Raw genomic sequence first — 15759 nt, 5'->3', positions numbered from 1 at the left:
ACGTCACCTGCACAACTGTTCAAGCTGTGCAGAGCAAGATCACATAATTGTAATGCTTATTCAGTTAGCTGGCGGAGCGGAAGGCGTACGCGCGCCGGCGTTGCGCCATCTGTTCTGCTCAGCACGCGCATCGAGCGCTTCGCGACGGTATGCCTGATTATAACGATCAACAGGCACAATGCGGAACTGAGTCAAGCGCGCTTTGCGGCGACGGAAATCTGCATCGGTCTGCGCAAGCGTTTCGCGGATACCCGCACTTACGCCCAGACGGCTTGCATGTTGTACCAAAGCGCCATCGCTGGCAGGAATCGGGCCATTCGGATCACTTACCGTCCCGCCAAAAGCTTGCGTCCCTTCAGCCAAAGCGGATCTAGACGCGAGGTTTGCACCGCCCGGTGTCGGGGTCGGCAATTCACTATAGCTGGCGGGGGCTTGCAAGCTCGCTACGGGCTCGATGCCAAACTCGTCCGGCCCTTTGGAATTACTCTGCAAATCACGCAGGCCGACATTCGCACAACCCGCAACCAATGCAGGCAGTACAAACAAAAGAGCAAATTTACGCATCAAAGGCCTCCAGATCGCCGTTGCCCCTCAATATCGCAGGCAAAGGTATAATGTCACCCGACTTTTTTCGCTGGCGTCTTATGCTGCCTTTTCCTGCTGACTTTGGTTGGGCCTTTGGGCGTATCATCAGTAAAGAAAATGAGGCCCAGCGCACCCGCAAATATAAAAATATCCGCGATGTTAAAGACAAACGGATTAACGATGCCACAGCAAGACATATTCAGGAAATCAAGGACATAGCCATAAATCAGACGGTCCACTACATTCGCCAGCGCCCCACCGACCAAAAGACCCGCGCTGATTTGTGCGGTGCGGGTGTGCACATTTTTCCGCGCCCACAAGATCACAGCAGTGCAAATAACGATCGCAAGAATAATCAAAAACCAGCGGCTGAGCTCTGATCCGCCGCCGAACAGGCCGAAATTGATGCCGCGGTTCTCTCCGTAGCGGAAATTCACGAGAGGCGGCAGCACGTCAATGCTGCGGATGCGAGCGAGCTCCATCATGTGGATCACCAAGTACTTGCTGATCTGGTCGATGGAAAAAGCTGCAAAGCCCGCCCAGAAAATCATCCGCATAAACCATGCCCCTTCGTTAACTTAATGCCGGAAGTGACGCATTCCGGTAAACACCATTGCCAACCCGGCTTCATCGGCTGCCGCAATCACTTCATCATCGCGCATCGAACCACCGGGTTGGATAAGCGCGGTCGCCCCCGCTTCTGCCGCAGTCACAAGACCGTCGGCGAAAGGAAAGAACGCGTCAGAGGCCACGACCGATCCCTGCGTCAGCGGCGCGGACAGACCCATGACTTCGGCCATATCCACCGCTTTGCGGGCTGCAATCCGCGTGCTGTCAACGCGGCTCATCTGGCCTGCGCCGACGCCTACAGTGGCACCATCTTTGACGTAAATAATTGCGTTGGATTTCACATGCTTCGCCACGGTCCAGGCGAACATCATATCTTTCATTTCTTGCTCGGTTGGCTGACGCTTTGTCACAACCTTCAAATCGCCCATCGTAATCCGACCTACATCCCGGTCCTGAACGAGCCACCCACCGGACACCTGACGCGGCGCGAGGCGCGCCGCTGTGGGGTCAGCCAGCCCGCCCGTCGTCAGCAAACGCAGGTTCTTTTTTGCGGCGAAAATCTTGATCGCCTCCGGATCTGCATCAGGTGCGATTACAACCTCGGTGAATATACCGCTAATCGCCTCGGCTGTTTCCACATCCAGCGTCTGGTTCAGCGCGATAATGCCGCCAAATGCAGATGTACGGTCACAGTCGAATGCGCGCGCATAAGCCTCGGCCATCGTCTTTCCCGTTGCCACACCACAAGGATTGGCATGTTTGATAATCGCTACCGCAGGGCCATTCGACGGATCGAACTCCGACACCAGCTCGAATGCGGCGTCGGTATCGTTGATATTGTTATAGCTAAGCTCTTTGCCCTGATGCTGCTTCGCTGTTGCCACGCCAGCACGGCTGGACCCGTCACTGTAAAAGGCCGCAGACTGATGCGGATTTTCACCATAGCGTAGTGTCTGCGTCAGGGTGCCGCCAAACGTGCGACGGCGCGGCGTACCACCAACTGCATTTGCCATCCAAGTACTTACCGCGGTGTCATAGGCTGCCGTGCGGGCATAAGCGGTCTGGGCCAAACGTTGGCGCATCGCATAGGTAGTCTGGCCCGCATTTGCCTCAAGTTCGGCGATATAAGGGGCGTAATCCTCAACATCGACAATCACACTCACAAATCCGTGGTTCTTCGCCGCAGAGCGGATCATCGCAGGACCGCCGATGTCGATATTCTCGATTACCTCTGCGTATTCCGCGCCTTTCGCGACAGTCTCTTCAAATGGATAGAGGTTCACCACAACAAGATCGATGCCGCCGATCCCGTGCTCCTCCATTGAGGCGACGTGACCTGCATCATCACGCAGCGCTAGCAATCCACCGTGAACAACGGGGTGTAGCGTCTTGACACGACCATCCATCATCTCAGGGAAGCCTGTCACTTCGGCCACGTCCTTCACCTCAAGCCCCGCCTCGCGCAGCGCCTTTGCAGTGCCACCAGTCGACAGCAACTCGACCCCCTGCGCAGCGAGCGCACGTCCAAACTGCACCAGCCCCGTTTTATCGGAAACAGAGAGAAGTGCACGTTTTACGGGATAGAGATCAGCCATGGCAGGGGCTCCTTTTTTAATTAGTCTTCGATTTCAAAACCGGTGTCGAGGTACGGGTCATCCCGTTCCAAATCACGCACGCCAATCGCAGTTTCCTGCGCTTTGGACAAGGACCACCGCACGCGGGTGGCCGGATTTATCGCACGGCCCGTCAAAACAATCTGGCTCGACCCACGCGGTTTGAGACGCGTTGTCTCAAGATATGCGCCTGCCTCGAGCGTGAGCGCCGTAGTCCCGTCATGACGGAAAACCCAGATTTCGCCAGATTTCAGGGCCATGGAAACCGCCGCTCCACCCAGATCGATGGTGGCGTCGACCTCTGGATGAAGATGGAACCGCACCTCGAACCGCAATCCTTTGAGTTGGGTCCGGTCTAATGCCCTATCAAAGCGGCGCTTTTCTACATCTTCCATCGCCAGCAGCATATCTTCTCCGGCCACAGCACGCCCATCGTACGTCAGCTCAAGCGTGCGTGCATGAGTGAGACCGTGGGTGAGTACATAACCGTTGTGGCCACCCTGAAACTTCAAACCGTCATTCAACTGTGTGATTTCGACCGGCACGTGGGTCGGCCCGTCAATGAGGGCCTCGATTCCCGTTCGGCGGTCAGGCGTATCGAGCCGCGCACTGGAGTAACCGCCAAGGCTGAGGGTGGAATGCGACGGCGTTGCCCGCCCCGCCCGGCGCCAATCAATGCCAAAGGATGACCCAGACCCACAATTCACGATAAGGGGCCTGCGTCCCGAGGTAAGCTCGAATGCCAATGTCGAAGCATGGGCATTCGCGGAGGCCGATCCACCCGGAGGGGGACTCGCGTCCACGATCAAACTGGTCCGCCCTGCGGACAGACGGGCATATCCCATAGACAATCCGGTGGGCTGCATGCTGCGCACCCCTGACGAGGCGAGGGCATGGTCAAGCCACCCTTCGGCTCCGCGACCGCCGCCATGAAACCGCGCCAGTCCCCCATCGGCATGGCGCAGGGTCCGCAGAGTTGGTGCGATCCGCTCGATTGCATCCAAATGAGCCTTGGGCGTGCCGCGACCCGCATCCGACAGTGCCGCCGCCGCCCATGTCAGTAAGGTAAATACATCCAGCAACTCTTCGGGATTGCGCGTCGGCAGCCCCCCTTGCGCATCAATCTGGGATTCACATTCCCGCGCCAACGCCCTGATCGCGGGATCGGCGAGACTCTCCAAACCTTCCAGCGAGAGGCCTGCATAGATAAGTCCCGTCAGTGCCTCGAACCGCGCAAGACCGGGGGCGGCGGCATGCCAGCGTTTGGACAAAAAGCGGGTCTGCTGGGTCAGCGAGCGGTAAAATGCTTCGCTGTCGGGCGCGTTCTGCCCACTACCATGAAGCATGAACAACGCATGATTGATCCACCGGATCAACCGACGCCCCGTAAGGTCCGGCGACCAGCCAACCCCGCGCCCGGTGCCATAAAGTGAAATCCACTGCCACAGCCATTTTTGCGCAGCACGGCGTGAGATCTGATCACCCACCGCCGCCAGATCATCAAGCCAAGCAAACCCGTGCAGGGCCTCGGCAAAGGCGGAATCAGGCGCCTCAATCTCCCATGGTGTACGCTGCGGCGCGGTGATCAAGCTGCCAGCAAACAGGAAATTACCCGCTGCGAGTTGCCGCCCCCGGGCAAACGATCCGATTGTGCGCGGCTCGGGAGAAGAGACAAAACCCCGCACCTGCCCCTGCGCACGACCCGCCATGCGCGCATGTAACCTGTTCAATAGCCGCGTGCGCTGCGCGTTTAACTGGGGAAATTGGATCATGTGCCCTGCCTATACGCTCTAGTGGCGTTTACCACAATCTAGCGCGCCATAACTTCTGAGTCACCGCTTTTCAGGCCTCTTTTCGCTCAGGTGTGTATTTCAACACCCATACGCCTGCAGAATATGCCGACTGCCCATGATGTCAGGGGCTGTGAATTGGACTTAGTGATTGAACCTCGCAGCATTTAACCCTCCGCGAAGACTAGACACCGAACCCAGGGATAGGAAAGTCATGCAACATTCTTGGTCCGAAAATCGCTGATCTTGCCTAGAGGGCAATGCGGAAACTCTTTAGGCTGATTTACGCAAACAGACGATGTAAAATCCGTCCATTCCGCCATGCTCCACCCAGAAATCCGGGCGCAGGCGCAGGCCCCCTTCGGAGGAGATCCACGCGGGGTCAATTCCAGCAATGCCGAGCGCATCCCGGTCCACAGTCATGTCACCGTGCCGCTCGAGTGCCTCGTCGATCTGCACCTCGCCCTCGTCAGGCAGCAGACTACAGGTGCAAAACACCATCCGCCCTCCGGGCTTGAGCAAGGTCCACGCGTGATCCAGCAATTCCTCCTGCAACTGGATCAATGCGCCAAAGTCCGAGCCATCCTTGGCGTGGGGCAAATCAGGATGGCGCCGGATTGTGCCCGTAGCAGAGCAAGGCGCGTCGAGGAGGATAGCGTCAAACTCGCCTTGAAACTGGCGTGCGTCCTTGATGAAGGTTCGTGCCGTCAGTCCCGTGCGCGCAAGGTTTTCCTTTACCCGCTGCATCCGCGAATGATTGTCGTCCACGGCGCGCACTTCGGCGCCTGTTGTGGCAAGCTGCATTGTTTTACCGCCCGGCGCGGCGCACAGATCCAGCACGACCTCGCCTGGTTGTGCATTCAGAATGAGCGCGGGCAGTGCAGCGGCGGCATCCTGTACCCACCAGTCACCCTCGGCAAAACCTTCCATGGCAGACACCTGCCCACCATCGTGCAACCGGACTGAGCCTGTTGGCAATAATGTGCCCCCTAAACGCGTTGCCAACTCCGCAGCATCGCCCTTGGCCGTCAGATCGAGCGGGGCTCCTTTGAAATGGGCTGTTTCAATTGCGGCTATTGCCTCGGATCCCCATGCCTCTACCAGCGGCCCGCGCAACCACTTGGGCAGGCGCGGCGCGCGGCGCTCTGTCCATGCCTCCTCGCCCTCGGCGGCAACCTTGCGCAGCACGGCATTGGTCAGCCCTTTGAGGTGACTCAGATGCTTGTCCGCCGCGACGACCGAAACCATCGCATTTACCACGCCGTGCGCCGCACCGCCCGTACAAAGCTCAAGTGTGCCGACGCGCAGCGCATTACGCACTGTCAGTGGCGGGTATTTATTTAGGTGCTTTTGCAAAATCCGGTCTGCCCGTTCCATCCCGCGCAGCGTATCCTGAGCAAGACGCTGGGCACGGGCGCGGTCCTCAGGAGGCAATCGGTCCAGCACGCCAGCGCCAAGAAGTTCAGACATCAACTTTCCTTCTCCCAATATCTGGTCGAGCAGGAAAACAGCGGATTTACGGGCCGATACGCCGGTGTCTGACATTGTGTTAGCTTTCTGAATACGGTCTTGCAGGTGTCTGAGGTTGTCTGGGGCAAGGGACGACGTATATCAAGAGAGAGTTGAGAAAGGAACATCCCATGGCAAAAGATCCCACACCTAAAGAACCACCTATTCCCGATGCTCCCATCCCGCCCACGCCTGAGCCCGGGCCGGACCTGCCGCCTGCTGCAATGCGGGCATTGGCGGAGGCCGCAGAGCGGCGCGCAAAAGCACATCAAATTGACCTACCACCGGAAATCGGCGGACGTGATGGGCCGGAAGCGGTGCGGTACGGCGACTGGGAGAAAAAAGGCATAGCGATCGATTTTTAAGATCACCATATGAGATGTGTCTGAAGCTTCCTTTGGAAACTCCAGAATCGAAAATGATCCACTTTGTTCGGACAGGACGGTGTTAGCGCAGCGAAAAATCGGCGCTATCGCCCGCACCTTGGTCTGCTGTGAAACGGATTTTGCTGCCGGAAGCCTTCACTTCCATGCAGTTGTACCCCAAGTCGTCGCCACCCCATTCAAGGCTACGGCAAAAAAAGCCGTCTTTCCAAGTCCAGCTGCCCGATATGGGCCATGCCGCACCTTGCCCCTCAATTGCACCGCCCGTGCTCACAGCCATTTTTATAAGCGGTCTGGTAAGTGTTTTGCCACCGATCAAGGTTTTGAATTCGGACGCTGTTTCGATCTTCGCCAATTCCGCCACCGCCGGAGTGGCAGCAATAAACGCAAGGGCAGCGAGTATGGATAGCAACGGTTTCATCAGATCTCTCCTTCGAGGTCAGTTGAAACATATCCGAAGCAAATGACTGTTTGGTTTCATTTGCTGCGATACTTTTTGTCGTACGATGCTAGAGCAATAATTCCGTCAGTCACCCAACCCTAGTACATCCAGCATATCATATTCACCGGGACTGCGTCCCTGTCCCCAAAGCGCTGCCCTGAGTGCGCCCCGCGCAAAGAGCGCGCGATCAGAGGCGATGTGACGAAGGATAATCCGCTCGCCTGCGCCGGCGAACATAACGTCATGCTCCCCCACAATATCGCCGCCGCGAATCGCAGAAAAACCGATGTCTCCCCGTTTGCGTGCGCCTGTCATGCCGTCCCGACCCGAATCGCTCACCTCTGCCAATGTCACGCCGCGCCCCTCGGCCGCGGCCTCCCCCAGCATAAGCGCAGTGCCCGAAGGTGCGTCGACCTTCCGGTTGTGATGCGATTCTATAATTTCGATATCGAAATCAGCGTCCAGCGCCGCCGCAACCTTGCGCGTCAGTAGCGTGAGCAAATTCACGCCGAGGCTCATGTTACCCGCACGGACGATAATCGCCCGCTCCGCAGGGGTTTTAAGCTGTGCGATTTCCTGCTCCGTCATGCCAGTTGTACCGATGACATGCACAATGCCCGCTTCTGCCGCCATCGCCGCGAACCCCAAGGTCGCAGCAGGCGCAGTAAAATCGATCACGGCTTGCGCATCACGCATGGCCTGCGCTGCATCATCGGTAACGATCACGCCGTTCGCAGGCCCACCCATGGCAACCCCCAGATCCTGACCCACCCAGTCATGGCCCGACCGTTCGACAGCGCCTACCAGAAGGGTCTGCGCATGCTCCGCTACCTGCTGCACGAGCATTTGACCCATCCGGCCCGAAACGCCCGTAATTGTGATCCCGGCTGTCTGTGTCATGTTACGTTCCTTTATCTACTCTTGAGGGGTGTAGCCTGCGCACACCCGCTTGGCAAAGAAGTTCAGACCGCTTAGACGGTCCCCATGGCTCAAAACAAATCTCATGAAAGCACCGGCCCCAACCAGCGCCAGCTGCGCGTGGCAGAAACCATTCGCCGCGCCCTCAGCGATGTGCTGGCGCGTGGCGACGTGCATGATCCCGATCTCAACCGCATGTCCATCACCGTGGGCGAAGTGCGCACTTCCAACGATCTCAAGGTCGCGACCGCCTATGTATTGCCCTTGGGCGGCATAGGTCAGGACGAGGTCCTTGCGCTGCTAGAGCGCAACAAATACGAGCTGCGCAAGCTTGTTGCGAAAAAGCTGACGCTGAAATTCTCGCCCGAGCTGCGGTTCCAACTCGACCGCACCTTCGACCAGATGGACGAGACACGGCGAATGCTGGCACAAGACCGCGTGCGCCGCGATGCGGATGCACCCGACGATGACGAGGCGGACGAAGCGTGATCCGCAACGCAGCATTTTGTGCTGCGGTCTGGTTTGTCGCTCATCCTGCACTCGCTCAAACCTGCCGCGAGGAAATGTACAAAGATGTCGGGTATATCGTCTGCGATGTAGATTTGACGCAACAAGTTCTGCGCCTGTTTCTTTATGACGAGAGTGGAACACGCCCCTACGGTTATTTCAGCACCCTGAATGCCGCGCTTGAGGAGCAAGGTTTTGCGCTCGGCTTTGCTGCGAATGCAGGTATGTATCACAGTGATCGCTCTCCTGTCGGCCTTTATATCGAGGACGGCGGGATGATTCAGGATGTGGTCACAAACGCAGGCCCGGGCAATTTCGGCCTGCTGCCAAACGGTATTCTGTGCCTGCGCGACCGGCGCGCCGATGTGTTTGAAACCCTGCGCTATGTCGAGGAAAAACCCGACTGCGGGAGCGCTACCCAGTCCGGCCCGATGCTCGTGATCGACGGCGAGCTCCACCCGCGCTTCTTGGTTGATGCAACCTCGAAATACGTCCGGAACGGAGTTGGCACCAGTGAGGATGGCACTATCGCTAGTTTTGTTATCTCGAACAGTCCTGTGACCTTTCATACCTTTGGCAGCTTGTTTCGTGATCATCTGGGCCTGAAGAACGCCCTCTACTTCGATGGGAATGTATCGCGGCTGCGCGCACCAGAGCTGAATCGGAACGACATCGGCTTTGGCGCCCTCGGGCCGATCATTGGCGTGGTCGAGGGCCAACAACCTCCGCCGCTGCCGCTGCCGCTTGACGATCCTTACGAGGAGTAGGTCAGCGTCAAGTGCCCCCGTTGCACCCGCGCCCGCAATCTGCAAAACGGCGCGCACTACTTCTTAAATTCTGACAGACCAAGGACAGCACATGGCACGCAGACGCAAAGGGCGCGATATTTCCGGTTGGGTGGTGATCGATAAACCTGCGGGCCCCACATCTACGACTGTGGTCAATAAAGTCCGCTGGGCTTTTGATGCCCGCAAGGCCGGTCATGCGGGCACTCTTGATCCGGATGCCACAGGCGTTTTGGCAATTGCGCTGGGGGAGGCCACAAAAACCGTGCCCTTCATCACCGACGCGCTAAAGGCCTATGTCTTTACGGTTCGCTTGGGCGCCGCCACCAACACCGATGATCTGGAAGGCGAGATTATCGCCACCTCGGACCTGCGCCCCGACGATGCCACCATCAAAGAGGCGCTTCACGCTTTTGTCGGTGATATAGGACAGGTGCCACCGCAATTCTCGGCCGTGAAAATCGACGGCGAGCGGGCCTATAAGCGCGCGCGCGACGGTGAGACGATGGAGATCGCTGCCAGGCCACTTTATGTTGAGAGTCTCATCATGCTCGAGCGTCCCGATGCAGACCACGTCACCCTGGAAATGGTCTGTGGCAAGGGCGGTTATGTCCGCTCCATTGCCCGCGACCTGGGTGAGGTTCTGGGCTGTAAAGGTCACGTCAGGGAGCTGCGCCGCACATGGTCAGGTCCGTTTGACATCGCTAATGCCATAACGTTGGCGCAAGTAGAGGAAATGGCAAAGACTCCAGCTTTGGACGACTATCTCGGGCCACTGGAAATGGGCCTGCAGGATTTGCCACAAGTTACCGCCAGCAGCGAGGGTGCCACCAGACTGCGCAACGGAAATCCCGGCATGGTGTTCGCGAAGGATGTTGAATACGGAGATGAATGCTGGGCTGTTCATGAAGGCACGGCAGTCGCCGTAGGCATTTATAAATCGGGCGAACTACACCCCTCCCGTGTGTTCAACCCTTCCGATATCAACGGAAATTAATGCGCGTGTGATTACCCGAAGCCACACAAAGGGCGATGCGCCCTCAATGGCGGTCTATTCCGATTGCGAGGTCTTCCGCTACAGCCTCACCCGAGTGTGGGAAGCCCGTGAGCGGCGGTTAGTGTTCGTGATGCTCAACCCCTCTACCGCGACAGAGATCCAGAACGACCCGACGATCCACCGCTGCGAACAGCGCACCCGACGTCTGGGATTTGGCGGCTTCCGAGCCGTAAATATTTTTGCGCTACGCGCCACCGATCCGCGGGACATGAAGGCGGCCGAAAATCCGATAGGCCCCGATAATGCGTCAGCGCTTGAAGATGCAGCGGCATGGGGGGATGTCATCATTGCTGCATGGGGCGTTCACGGCGCGCACCGCGACCGCGGGCCGAGTGTGGCCGCCAGCCTGCGTGCAAACGGGCACATCCTTCATCATCTGGGCCTCACAAAAGAGGGGCACCCGCGGCATCCGCTTTATCTGCCCTACAGCGCCCAGCCCTGTGTCTGGACCACCGGAGCATAAACCGACGTGTCCGTCACATATTGTTAACCGTCTTCACCATAGTCTTTTGACGTAGTGGGGTAAATCTGCACATATACCAAAGGGCAGATGCCTCTATAAAACTGGAACACGCACTATGTTATGGCTGGCGGGATTAATGGGGCTGATGGCGGTGGGTGCTGTCTCTTTTATAGATCCCCAAGCAAATGAAAGCGGCGAAGATGAGTTTGTAGATGCCTCTAGCCCCGAGGTTGAAACCTTCGATCTGGAAGATGCCCCAAACCAAAATATGCAGTCTAATTTTGAAGATGATTATGACCCGCGTGGCGGTGATGATGCGGCGTTACTGCCTCCTCTGAACTCCATTGCTGCCGATAGTGTCACTCTCATTCAGGGCACTAATTACGATGATCTGTTTGACGGTACCGATGGCAACGACCGCGCCAGCGGTCAGGACGGTGCCGACACGCTGTCGGGCGGTGACGGCAATGACGAATTGCGTGGCGATGACGACGACGATCTTCTGGGTGGCGATTCTGGAAACGATACACTGCACGGCGACGATGGCAGGGATTTAATTTACGGCGGCGATCAGGATGATGTGTTGATAGGCCACAATGACGACGATACCCTGTTTGGGGATAGGGGCAATGACGCGCTTCAGGGCTCTGCCGGAAGCGATATGCTCGACGGAGGAAGCGGCGATGATACCCTTTCAGGCGGTCTTGATAACGATACGCTGATCGGTGGCGCAGGCGCCGACGTTCTGTTTGGCGGCTGGGGCAACGACGTGCTCAGCGGTGTGACACGCAACGGCGCGGGCGGCGACGATGACGAGGGCGATTTTTTAAATGGCGGCGGGGGGGATGATACAATCATCGCTGGTTCCGCTGATATTGTGACAGCCGGTGAAGGTGCAGACGAAATTGTGCTGGGCGACTGGCTCGCTCATGGTGAAGCCGCGCAGATTATGGACTACGTAGCAGATGATGATAGTTTGCTACTGGTATGGGACGACAGCGAGGCGGGAGCGGCCGAGCCTGAACTGACGCTCCAAATTGATCCGGACCGTTTCGACCAGACGCTTATTTTGATCGATGGTACGGTGATTGCAGCAGTGAACGGCACAGATATCTTGCCTGGCGACATCGCCCTTGTTCCCCTGAGTTCTGCAACACAGCTTGATCTCACAGCCGCCTGACCATGAAAACCGGATTGACCCGCTGAAATAAGCCTTTGCCAACATCCCTCAACCCGCCTATACGCGCCGGATTGTAGGGTATACCTGCGATTCCTCCATGGGCCTGCGCTGGACGACATCCCGGCCTGTGCCATCCCGATTAACCCTTTTGACAAGGAGACCCCGATGTCGATTACGAAGGAAGAAAAAACACGCATCATGAGCGAATTCGGCGCCAAAGAAGGCGATACCGGTTCCCCAGAAGTGCAAGTTGCTGTGCTCAGCTCACGCATTGCGACACTGACAGAGCACTTTAAAACGCACAAAAAAGACAACCACGGCCGCCGTGGTCTGTTGAAAATGGTCGCAACGCGCCGCAAACTTCTGGACTACGTAAAGTCCAAGGATGATGCACGCTACCAAGACCTGATCAAACGTCTGGGCCTGCGCCGCTAAGCAGCGCTTAAACCCGAGGTTTAGAAAGGCCGCTCTCTCTTCGGGGTGCGGCCTTTTTCGTTGCCCGCGCGTGATTTGGAGGCAAGCGTTATCTGCGCACCCATTCTTTGTGGGAAGGCTGACTTAACTGTGCCCCTTGCTAAACAAACTCAATTTTTTTGACAGATCACGCAATTTTCGGGCTCCCCAATATCAAATATAGTCATGAACAGCCGGCACGAGTGCCCCCTCAAACAAGTGATTCTGGGCCATGGATGGCTGCCACCTCCCACCAGCAGAGCCTGCGCTTGAAAAGACAGCGCGCGAGAACAATGACATGGGTGTCAAATGGGGTCTCCCGTCCGCAAAAAGCGATCAGCCGCGCGAGCGAACTGCTTTATAGTTCTGCACAATTGTTGAATAGGCGTTGCGTGCATGCGGACCAGTTGACCTGCATCGATCACCCCTTGGAAACTACCACCACCGACTATCACACAGAGCGCCAATAAGGCAGTATGCCGCCCTGTGGTTTTCTACTGACGGTCGGCTCCGAGATACTGGGAGGACCACGTCCTATCGCTGTTACTGCTTCGAATACCGGAACTGCCGCCCGCAGACGCAGCAATATTTTGACGAAACTCCGAACCTCTTCGACAAGAATGAGAGCAAATGCGAGGATTACTTTCTAGGCGTAAACGCGTAAGAGACCTCAAAAGCCAAGTTATGGCGTGAACGATTTTCAAAGGACCATGCCATGACCGACACTCCAGACGTCGCCCGACTTCTCGACAACGCTCGGGCTCTCGCCGATAGTACCGAACCAGCCGTTGCCGAGATCGAAGCGATGGTGATTGAGACCGTTTCGGCCTTCGAGGCCCGCTTGCAGCACAACTTTGCCCGCGGTCCGTTCTTTGTAAAGCTGCGCAACAAGCTGGCAGCAGAAGGCCATATCGACCTCGCGCAGACGGTCTACCACTACTACCTCGCGGCGAACGTGCTGAAACACGGCGGCGGAAAGAGTTTGCGGGAATTGGAGAAGATAGAGCCACAGCCGTTCACGTTGCAGGACGAAGAAGGCAAAGCGTTAATCGATGTGACCGCAGACGGGTTTCTGAGCGGTCTGGTCGAGGCGCTAGAAAAATCCCACCAAGCCTTAGCTGCAAAATAGCGGCAATGCGGCGGATGGCAGCTTTGAGCTGGTTCTATTGAAAAGCACGTTGTTGCCGGCGCCAAAGCAGCATCATTTTTCAGTACACGAACGCCGTTGTAAGCGGGCTTTTTGCATTTGCTGCGGCGCAGGAAAGATTTTTGCAAATTCGCAGGAGTTTCAGGCTGGTGCGGCGGGAATAAATTCGTCATTTTCACCGCATGGGCCGCGTAATCAGAGCCGCCCCAGCCCGAGGATGCGTTTGAGGTGTGCAAGTGCACCTCTACTTTCTTCCAGAGACCCATCGCGATTGCGTAGCGCTTGGTTTTTGGCGATGTCGCGCTCGACCTAGCGGGCGTCATCGTGTTCTCACATGCGGGATGAAGGGATAGTCGGCATTGAGGCAGCATTTGACTTTGGATTGGGCAAGCTTGGCACGTCAGCTTCAAGGCCGATATTTGGTGATGCGTTTGCCTTCCAAGCGTCGGTTAAGATCAGAATAACTCCGGCGAAACTGCTCGAGTGACTGGCTTTATAAACAGTCAAGTTTGTCGTTCCCGCCGTCCCATTGGAATTGAGTTTTGCGCTAGGTCCCGTTTGTGCGGCCCGCTTTATCAGTCAACGGGCTGTATGCCGCGATCTTGCGATCAACCAGTCGGTCTATCGCGCGCAGCAGGTGATCCTGAGACATATAATCGTCGGCGGAAAGCTTTTAGAACAGTGCGCCTTGCGCTTCTAACGTAAGTCCTATTATCGCCAATAGACGCACATTCACCAGCAAATCGAAGCAGTTGTAGCTCCCTGAATCAACAAAGGTTTTTCAACAGAATTCGCCGATGCTGTTGAAAAGTTCGTCAGCGGCTCGGGAGCGGTTTTAGACCTTTATGATTTTTCAGTGAGCTTTCACCAGTTTGAGCAAACGCATCGCAGGCAGGCCCCTCAAATTGCTCACGCGCTCGACGCGCTTCAGCGGGTGTTTGGTTCTCCAATGAGGAGTCCGGTCTGCCATTGTTGTAATTGTATCGCCAGAGCGCCAATTTCCCTCTGGCGTCAGTAACGTCTCGAAGTCAGCAGTTGGCCTCCAAGGCTGCCATTGGAGCTTTCAATGAAGCCACTCTGCTGTAGTTTCTCAGGCTCCATATAGTGCCAGTTCATGTCGTTCTCTCCGGCCCACTTCAGGATCGCGCCACTGGTAAACTCGGTCCCATTCTCACTAACATAACAGTCAGGCTTTCCGTAGACGCACACCAGTGCGGCCAATTCACGGGCAAACCGAGCGCCCGAGATGCCGGTAAAGGTAATCAGGCACAGATTCCCTCGGCAGCAGGCGCCATTCACAGCGAGCATGTGGACTTTACGGGAGGCACCAAATGTGTCGAACGCAAAAATTCAGTACCCAACATTCGCCACGCTGCAAATCCACGTGCATTGGCGTTCGCCTCCCCCCCCCGCGCTCGTTTGCGGCCGCGTCGCCGTCTGACCCCCAGCTTTTTCTCGGTATAAAGCCGATATAGCTGATTATGGCTCCTGATCGTTCCAATGCGTTCCAGCGGCATGCTAATTCGGCGATAGCCAAGGCAATGGCGCTTGCTGGCAATCGCCTGTACCTCTTCGCGAACTTCAGGATTGTCCGGCGGATGATCACGCAGAACAGTGTTTGGATCAACGCGCCTCTCTTGCATTGCTACGCAATATCCTGCCGACAGTGAATAATCTGGGCTTCGGCAAAACGGCTCTGTCGCATTTTTTGCTCCTTCAAAGGCGGAGCAAACTCTACATCAAAATGAGGAAAGGTTGGCGGGGGCAGGTGAATAAGCAATCAAAAATTTCGGGATGCATGACCATCAGATGCGAAACGATGCCTTGGAATGGAAACACTGGCCTACAATGGCGACGAAGCTGCGAGCCTTGATAAATTTCAAAGATCTCGTCAGGCATTATTCTGCTGCCCCAAATATTGGGAGTTTGTCAGTGGCCGTCGATCCTGCATATCAGAGTAAAGGCATATCCTAGGCACTTCTGTCAGAGTCCGTTCGACGCATGACTGAAGCTAACAAAGATACCACTCGCCTTAGGTCAAAAGAACACCATTTGCCCCTCTGCGAAAAGTTTGGCGAGTGCTCCACTCAACCGTGTGGGTCCGCATTCTCCGGCGTTCAGTGGCATGATGTTGAAACTGAAAATGCTTCAAGCGGTAGTCATATCGACTGCAAGGCGTAATTCTTATCCTGCCAAAAGCCACTGCTTGCTGAACGGGTAGATCCAAAAAGCAGAATTTGGACAAAATCCATCGGACGGAGCATTTATCCATACAGCTGACATCGACGTTCCAAACTCCTAGCATAAAATACCCCTCCCTTCCCATCTCTCGCTTTCTCATGTACAGCCCACTCATC

Annotated in this window: 15 protein-coding genes and 1 pseudogene; 8 read left to right on the top strand and 8 right to left on the bottom strand. The window is 56.5% G+C overall.

The features are described from left to right. Nucleotides 1–60 precede the first annotated feature (60 nt). The 5 genes from C8N30_RS09435 to C8N30_RS09415 all read right to left on the bottom strand — a co-directional run bounded on the left by C8N30_RS09435 (nucleotide 61) and on the right by C8N30_RS09415 (nucleotide 6103). On the bottom strand, nucleotides 61–564 hold the full coding sequence (locus C8N30_RS09435) for a DUF3035 domain-containing protein (RefSeq protein WP_025064262.1): 504 nt from the start codon (nucleotides 562–564) through the stop codon (nucleotides 61–63). Nucleotides 565–617: 53 nt separating this feature from the next. Continuing rightward, the gene (gene lspA / locus C8N30_RS09430; RefSeq protein ID WP_025064261.1) at nucleotides 618–1142 is read right to left on the bottom strand and encodes a signal peptidase II; all 525 of its coding nucleotides are present in this window, start codon (nucleotides 1140–1142) and stop codon (nucleotides 618–620) included. A gap of 21 nt (nucleotides 1143–1163) precedes the next feature. Then, the gene (purH, locus tag C8N30_RS09425; protein WP_025064260.1) at nucleotides 1164–2750 is read right to left on the bottom strand and encodes a bifunctional phosphoribosylaminoimidazolecarboxamide formyltransferase/IMP cyclohydrolase; all 1587 of its coding nucleotides are present in this window, start codon (nucleotides 2748–2750) and stop codon (nucleotides 1164–1166) included. Between the two features lie 20 nt (nucleotides 2751–2770). Next, on the bottom strand, nucleotides 2771–4540 hold the full coding sequence (locus C8N30_RS09420) for a heparinase II/III family protein (RefSeq protein ID WP_025064259.1): 1770 nt from the start codon (nucleotides 4538–4540) through the stop codon (nucleotides 2771–2773). A 291-nt stretch (nucleotides 4541–4831) separates the two neighbouring features. Then, nucleotides 4832–6103, bottom strand: coding sequence for an RsmB/NOP family class I SAM-dependent RNA methyltransferase (locus C8N30_RS09415; RefSeq protein ID WP_025064258.1), 1272 nt, complete (start codon nucleotides 6101–6103; stop codon nucleotides 4832–4834). 188 nt (nucleotides 6104–6291) lie between these two features. Between C8N30_RS09415 and C8N30_RS19595 the strand changes: the two genes are divergently transcribed. Continuing rightward, entirely contained in the window at nucleotides 6292–6432 is a 141-nt protein-coding gene (locus tag C8N30_RS19595) for a DUF1674 domain-containing protein (RefSeq protein ID WP_051567310.1), read from the top strand. Nucleotides 6433–6514: 82 nt separating this feature from the next. On the opposite strand, the gene C8N30_RS09405 is transcribed toward C8N30_RS19595, so the two are convergent. Beyond that, the gene (locus C8N30_RS09405) at nucleotides 6515–6871 is read right to left on the bottom strand and encodes a hypothetical protein (RefSeq protein ID WP_025064256.1); all 357 of its coding nucleotides are present in this window, start codon (nucleotides 6869–6871) and stop codon (nucleotides 6515–6517) included. Nucleotides 6872–6976: 105 nt separating this feature from the next. Further along, entirely contained in the window at nucleotides 6977–7792 is an 816-nt protein-coding gene (gene dapB / locus C8N30_RS09400; RefSeq protein ID WP_025064255.1) for a 4-hydroxy-tetrahydrodipicolinate reductase, read from the bottom strand. Nucleotides 7793–7876: 84 nt separating this feature from the next. Between dapB and rbfA the strand changes: the two genes are divergently transcribed. The 7 genes from rbfA to C8N30_RS09365 all read left to right on the top strand — a co-directional run bounded on the left by rbfA (nucleotide 7877) and on the right by C8N30_RS09365 (nucleotide 13384). Next, nucleotides 7877–8299, top strand: coding sequence for a 30S ribosome-binding factor RbfA (gene rbfA, locus C8N30_RS09395; protein WP_025064254.1), 423 nt, complete (start codon nucleotides 7877–7879; stop codon nucleotides 8297–8299). Further along, nucleotides 8296–9084 carry a phosphodiester glycosidase family protein gene (locus C8N30_RS09390; protein ID WP_025064253.1) on the top strand — a complete coding sequence of 263 codons (789 nt, stop codon included), beginning with the start codon at nucleotides 8296–8298 and terminating at the stop codon, nucleotides 9082–9084. The genes rbfA and C8N30_RS09390 overlap by 4 nt, the downstream gene beginning before the upstream one ends. 91 nt (nucleotides 9085–9175) lie before the next feature. Beyond that, complete coding sequence (gene truB / locus C8N30_RS09385) at nucleotides 9176–10099, top strand: tRNA pseudouridine(55) synthase TruB (protein WP_025064252.1); 924 nt, start codon at nucleotides 9176–9178, stop codon at nucleotides 10097–10099. Between the two features lie 7 nt (nucleotides 10100–10106). Beyond that, on the top strand, nucleotides 10107–10622 hold the full coding sequence (locus C8N30_RS09380; protein ID WP_025064251.1) for a DUF1643 domain-containing protein: 516 nt from the start codon (nucleotides 10107–10109) through the stop codon (nucleotides 10620–10622). A gap of 115 nt (nucleotides 10623–10737) precedes the next feature. After that, a complete protein-coding gene (locus C8N30_RS19795) occupies nucleotides 10738–11802 on the top strand; it encodes a calcium-binding protein (RefSeq protein WP_025064250.1) in 1065 nt (354 codons plus the stop codon). A gap of 165 nt (nucleotides 11803–11967) precedes the next feature. After that, nucleotides 11968–12237, top strand: coding sequence for a 30S ribosomal protein S15 (gene rpsO, locus C8N30_RS09370; RefSeq protein ID WP_025064249.1), 270 nt, complete (start codon nucleotides 11968–11970; stop codon nucleotides 12235–12237). Between the two features lie 733 nt (nucleotides 12238–12970). Next, complete coding sequence (locus tag C8N30_RS09365) at nucleotides 12971–13384, top strand: hypothetical protein (RefSeq protein WP_025064248.1); 414 nt, start codon at nucleotides 12971–12973, stop codon at nucleotides 13382–13384. Nucleotides 13385–14217: 833 nt separating this feature from the next. Here the strand turns inward: C8N30_RS09365 and C8N30_RS19580 are convergent. Next, a pseudogene (locus C8N30_RS19580) lies at nucleotides 14218–15030 on the bottom strand (integrase core domain-containing protein); the annotation flags it as partial. Nucleotides 15031–15759 lie beyond the last annotated feature (729 nt).

It is taken from the genome of Sulfitobacter guttiformis (assembly GCF_003610455.1).
In the GTDB taxonomy this organism is placed as follows: Bacteria; Pseudomonadota; Alphaproteobacteria; order Rhodobacterales; family Rhodobacteraceae; genus Sulfitobacter; species Sulfitobacter guttiformis.
Note: the sequence above shows the minus strand (reverse complement) of the source record. Positions and strands in the feature narration are given on the sequence as shown.

What these genes read in the sequence shown, in the direction of transcription:
- C8N30_RS09435 (WP_025064262.1), bottom strand. Translation starts at nt 564, where the DNA reads ATGCGTAAATTTGCTCTTTTGTTTGTACTGCCTGCATTGGTTGCGGGT.
- lspA (WP_025064261.1), bottom strand. Translation starts at nt 1,142, where the DNA reads ATGCGGATGATTTTCTGGGCGGGCTTTGCAGCTTTTTCCATCGACCAG.
- purH (WP_025064260.1), bottom strand. Translation starts at nt 2,750, where the DNA reads ATGGCTGATCTCTATCCCGTAAAACGTGCACTTCTCTCTGTTTCCGAT.
- C8N30_RS09420 (WP_025064259.1), bottom strand. Translation starts at nt 4,540, where the DNA reads ATGATCCAATTTCCCCAGTTAAACGCGCAGCGCACGCGGCTATTGAAC.
- C8N30_RS09415 (WP_025064258.1), bottom strand. Translation starts at nt 6,103, where the DNA reads ATGTCAGACACCGGCGTATCGGCCCGTAAATCCGCTGTTTTCCTGCTC.
- C8N30_RS19595 (WP_051567310.1), top strand. Translation starts at nt 6,292, where the DNA reads ATGCGGGCATTGGCGGAGGCCGCAGAGCGGCGCGCAAAAGCACATCAA.
- C8N30_RS09405 (WP_025064256.1), bottom strand. Translation starts at nt 6,871, where the DNA reads ATGAAACCGTTGCTATCCATACTCGCTGCCCTTGCGTTTATTGCTGCC.
- dapB (WP_025064255.1), bottom strand. Translation starts at nt 7,792, where the DNA reads ATGACACAGACAGCCGGGATCACAATTACGGGCGTTTCGGGCCGGATG.
- rbfA (WP_025064254.1), top strand. Translation starts at nt 7,877, where the DNA reads ATGGCTCAAAACAAATCTCATGAAAGCACCGGCCCCAACCAGCGCCAG.
- truB (WP_025064252.1), top strand. Translation starts at nt 9,176, where the DNA reads ATGGCACGCAGACGCAAAGGGCGCGATATTTCCGGTTGGGTGGTGATC.
- C8N30_RS19795 (WP_025064250.1), top strand. Translation starts at nt 10,738, where the DNA reads ATGTTATGGCTGGCGGGATTAATGGGGCTGATGGCGGTGGGTGCTGTC.
- rpsO (WP_025064249.1), top strand. Translation starts at nt 11,968, where the DNA reads ATGTCGATTACGAAGGAAGAAAAAACACGCATCATGAGCGAATTCGGC.
- C8N30_RS09365 (WP_025064248.1), top strand. Translation starts at nt 12,971, where the DNA reads ATGACCGACACTCCAGACGTCGCCCGACTTCTCGACAACGCTCGGGCT.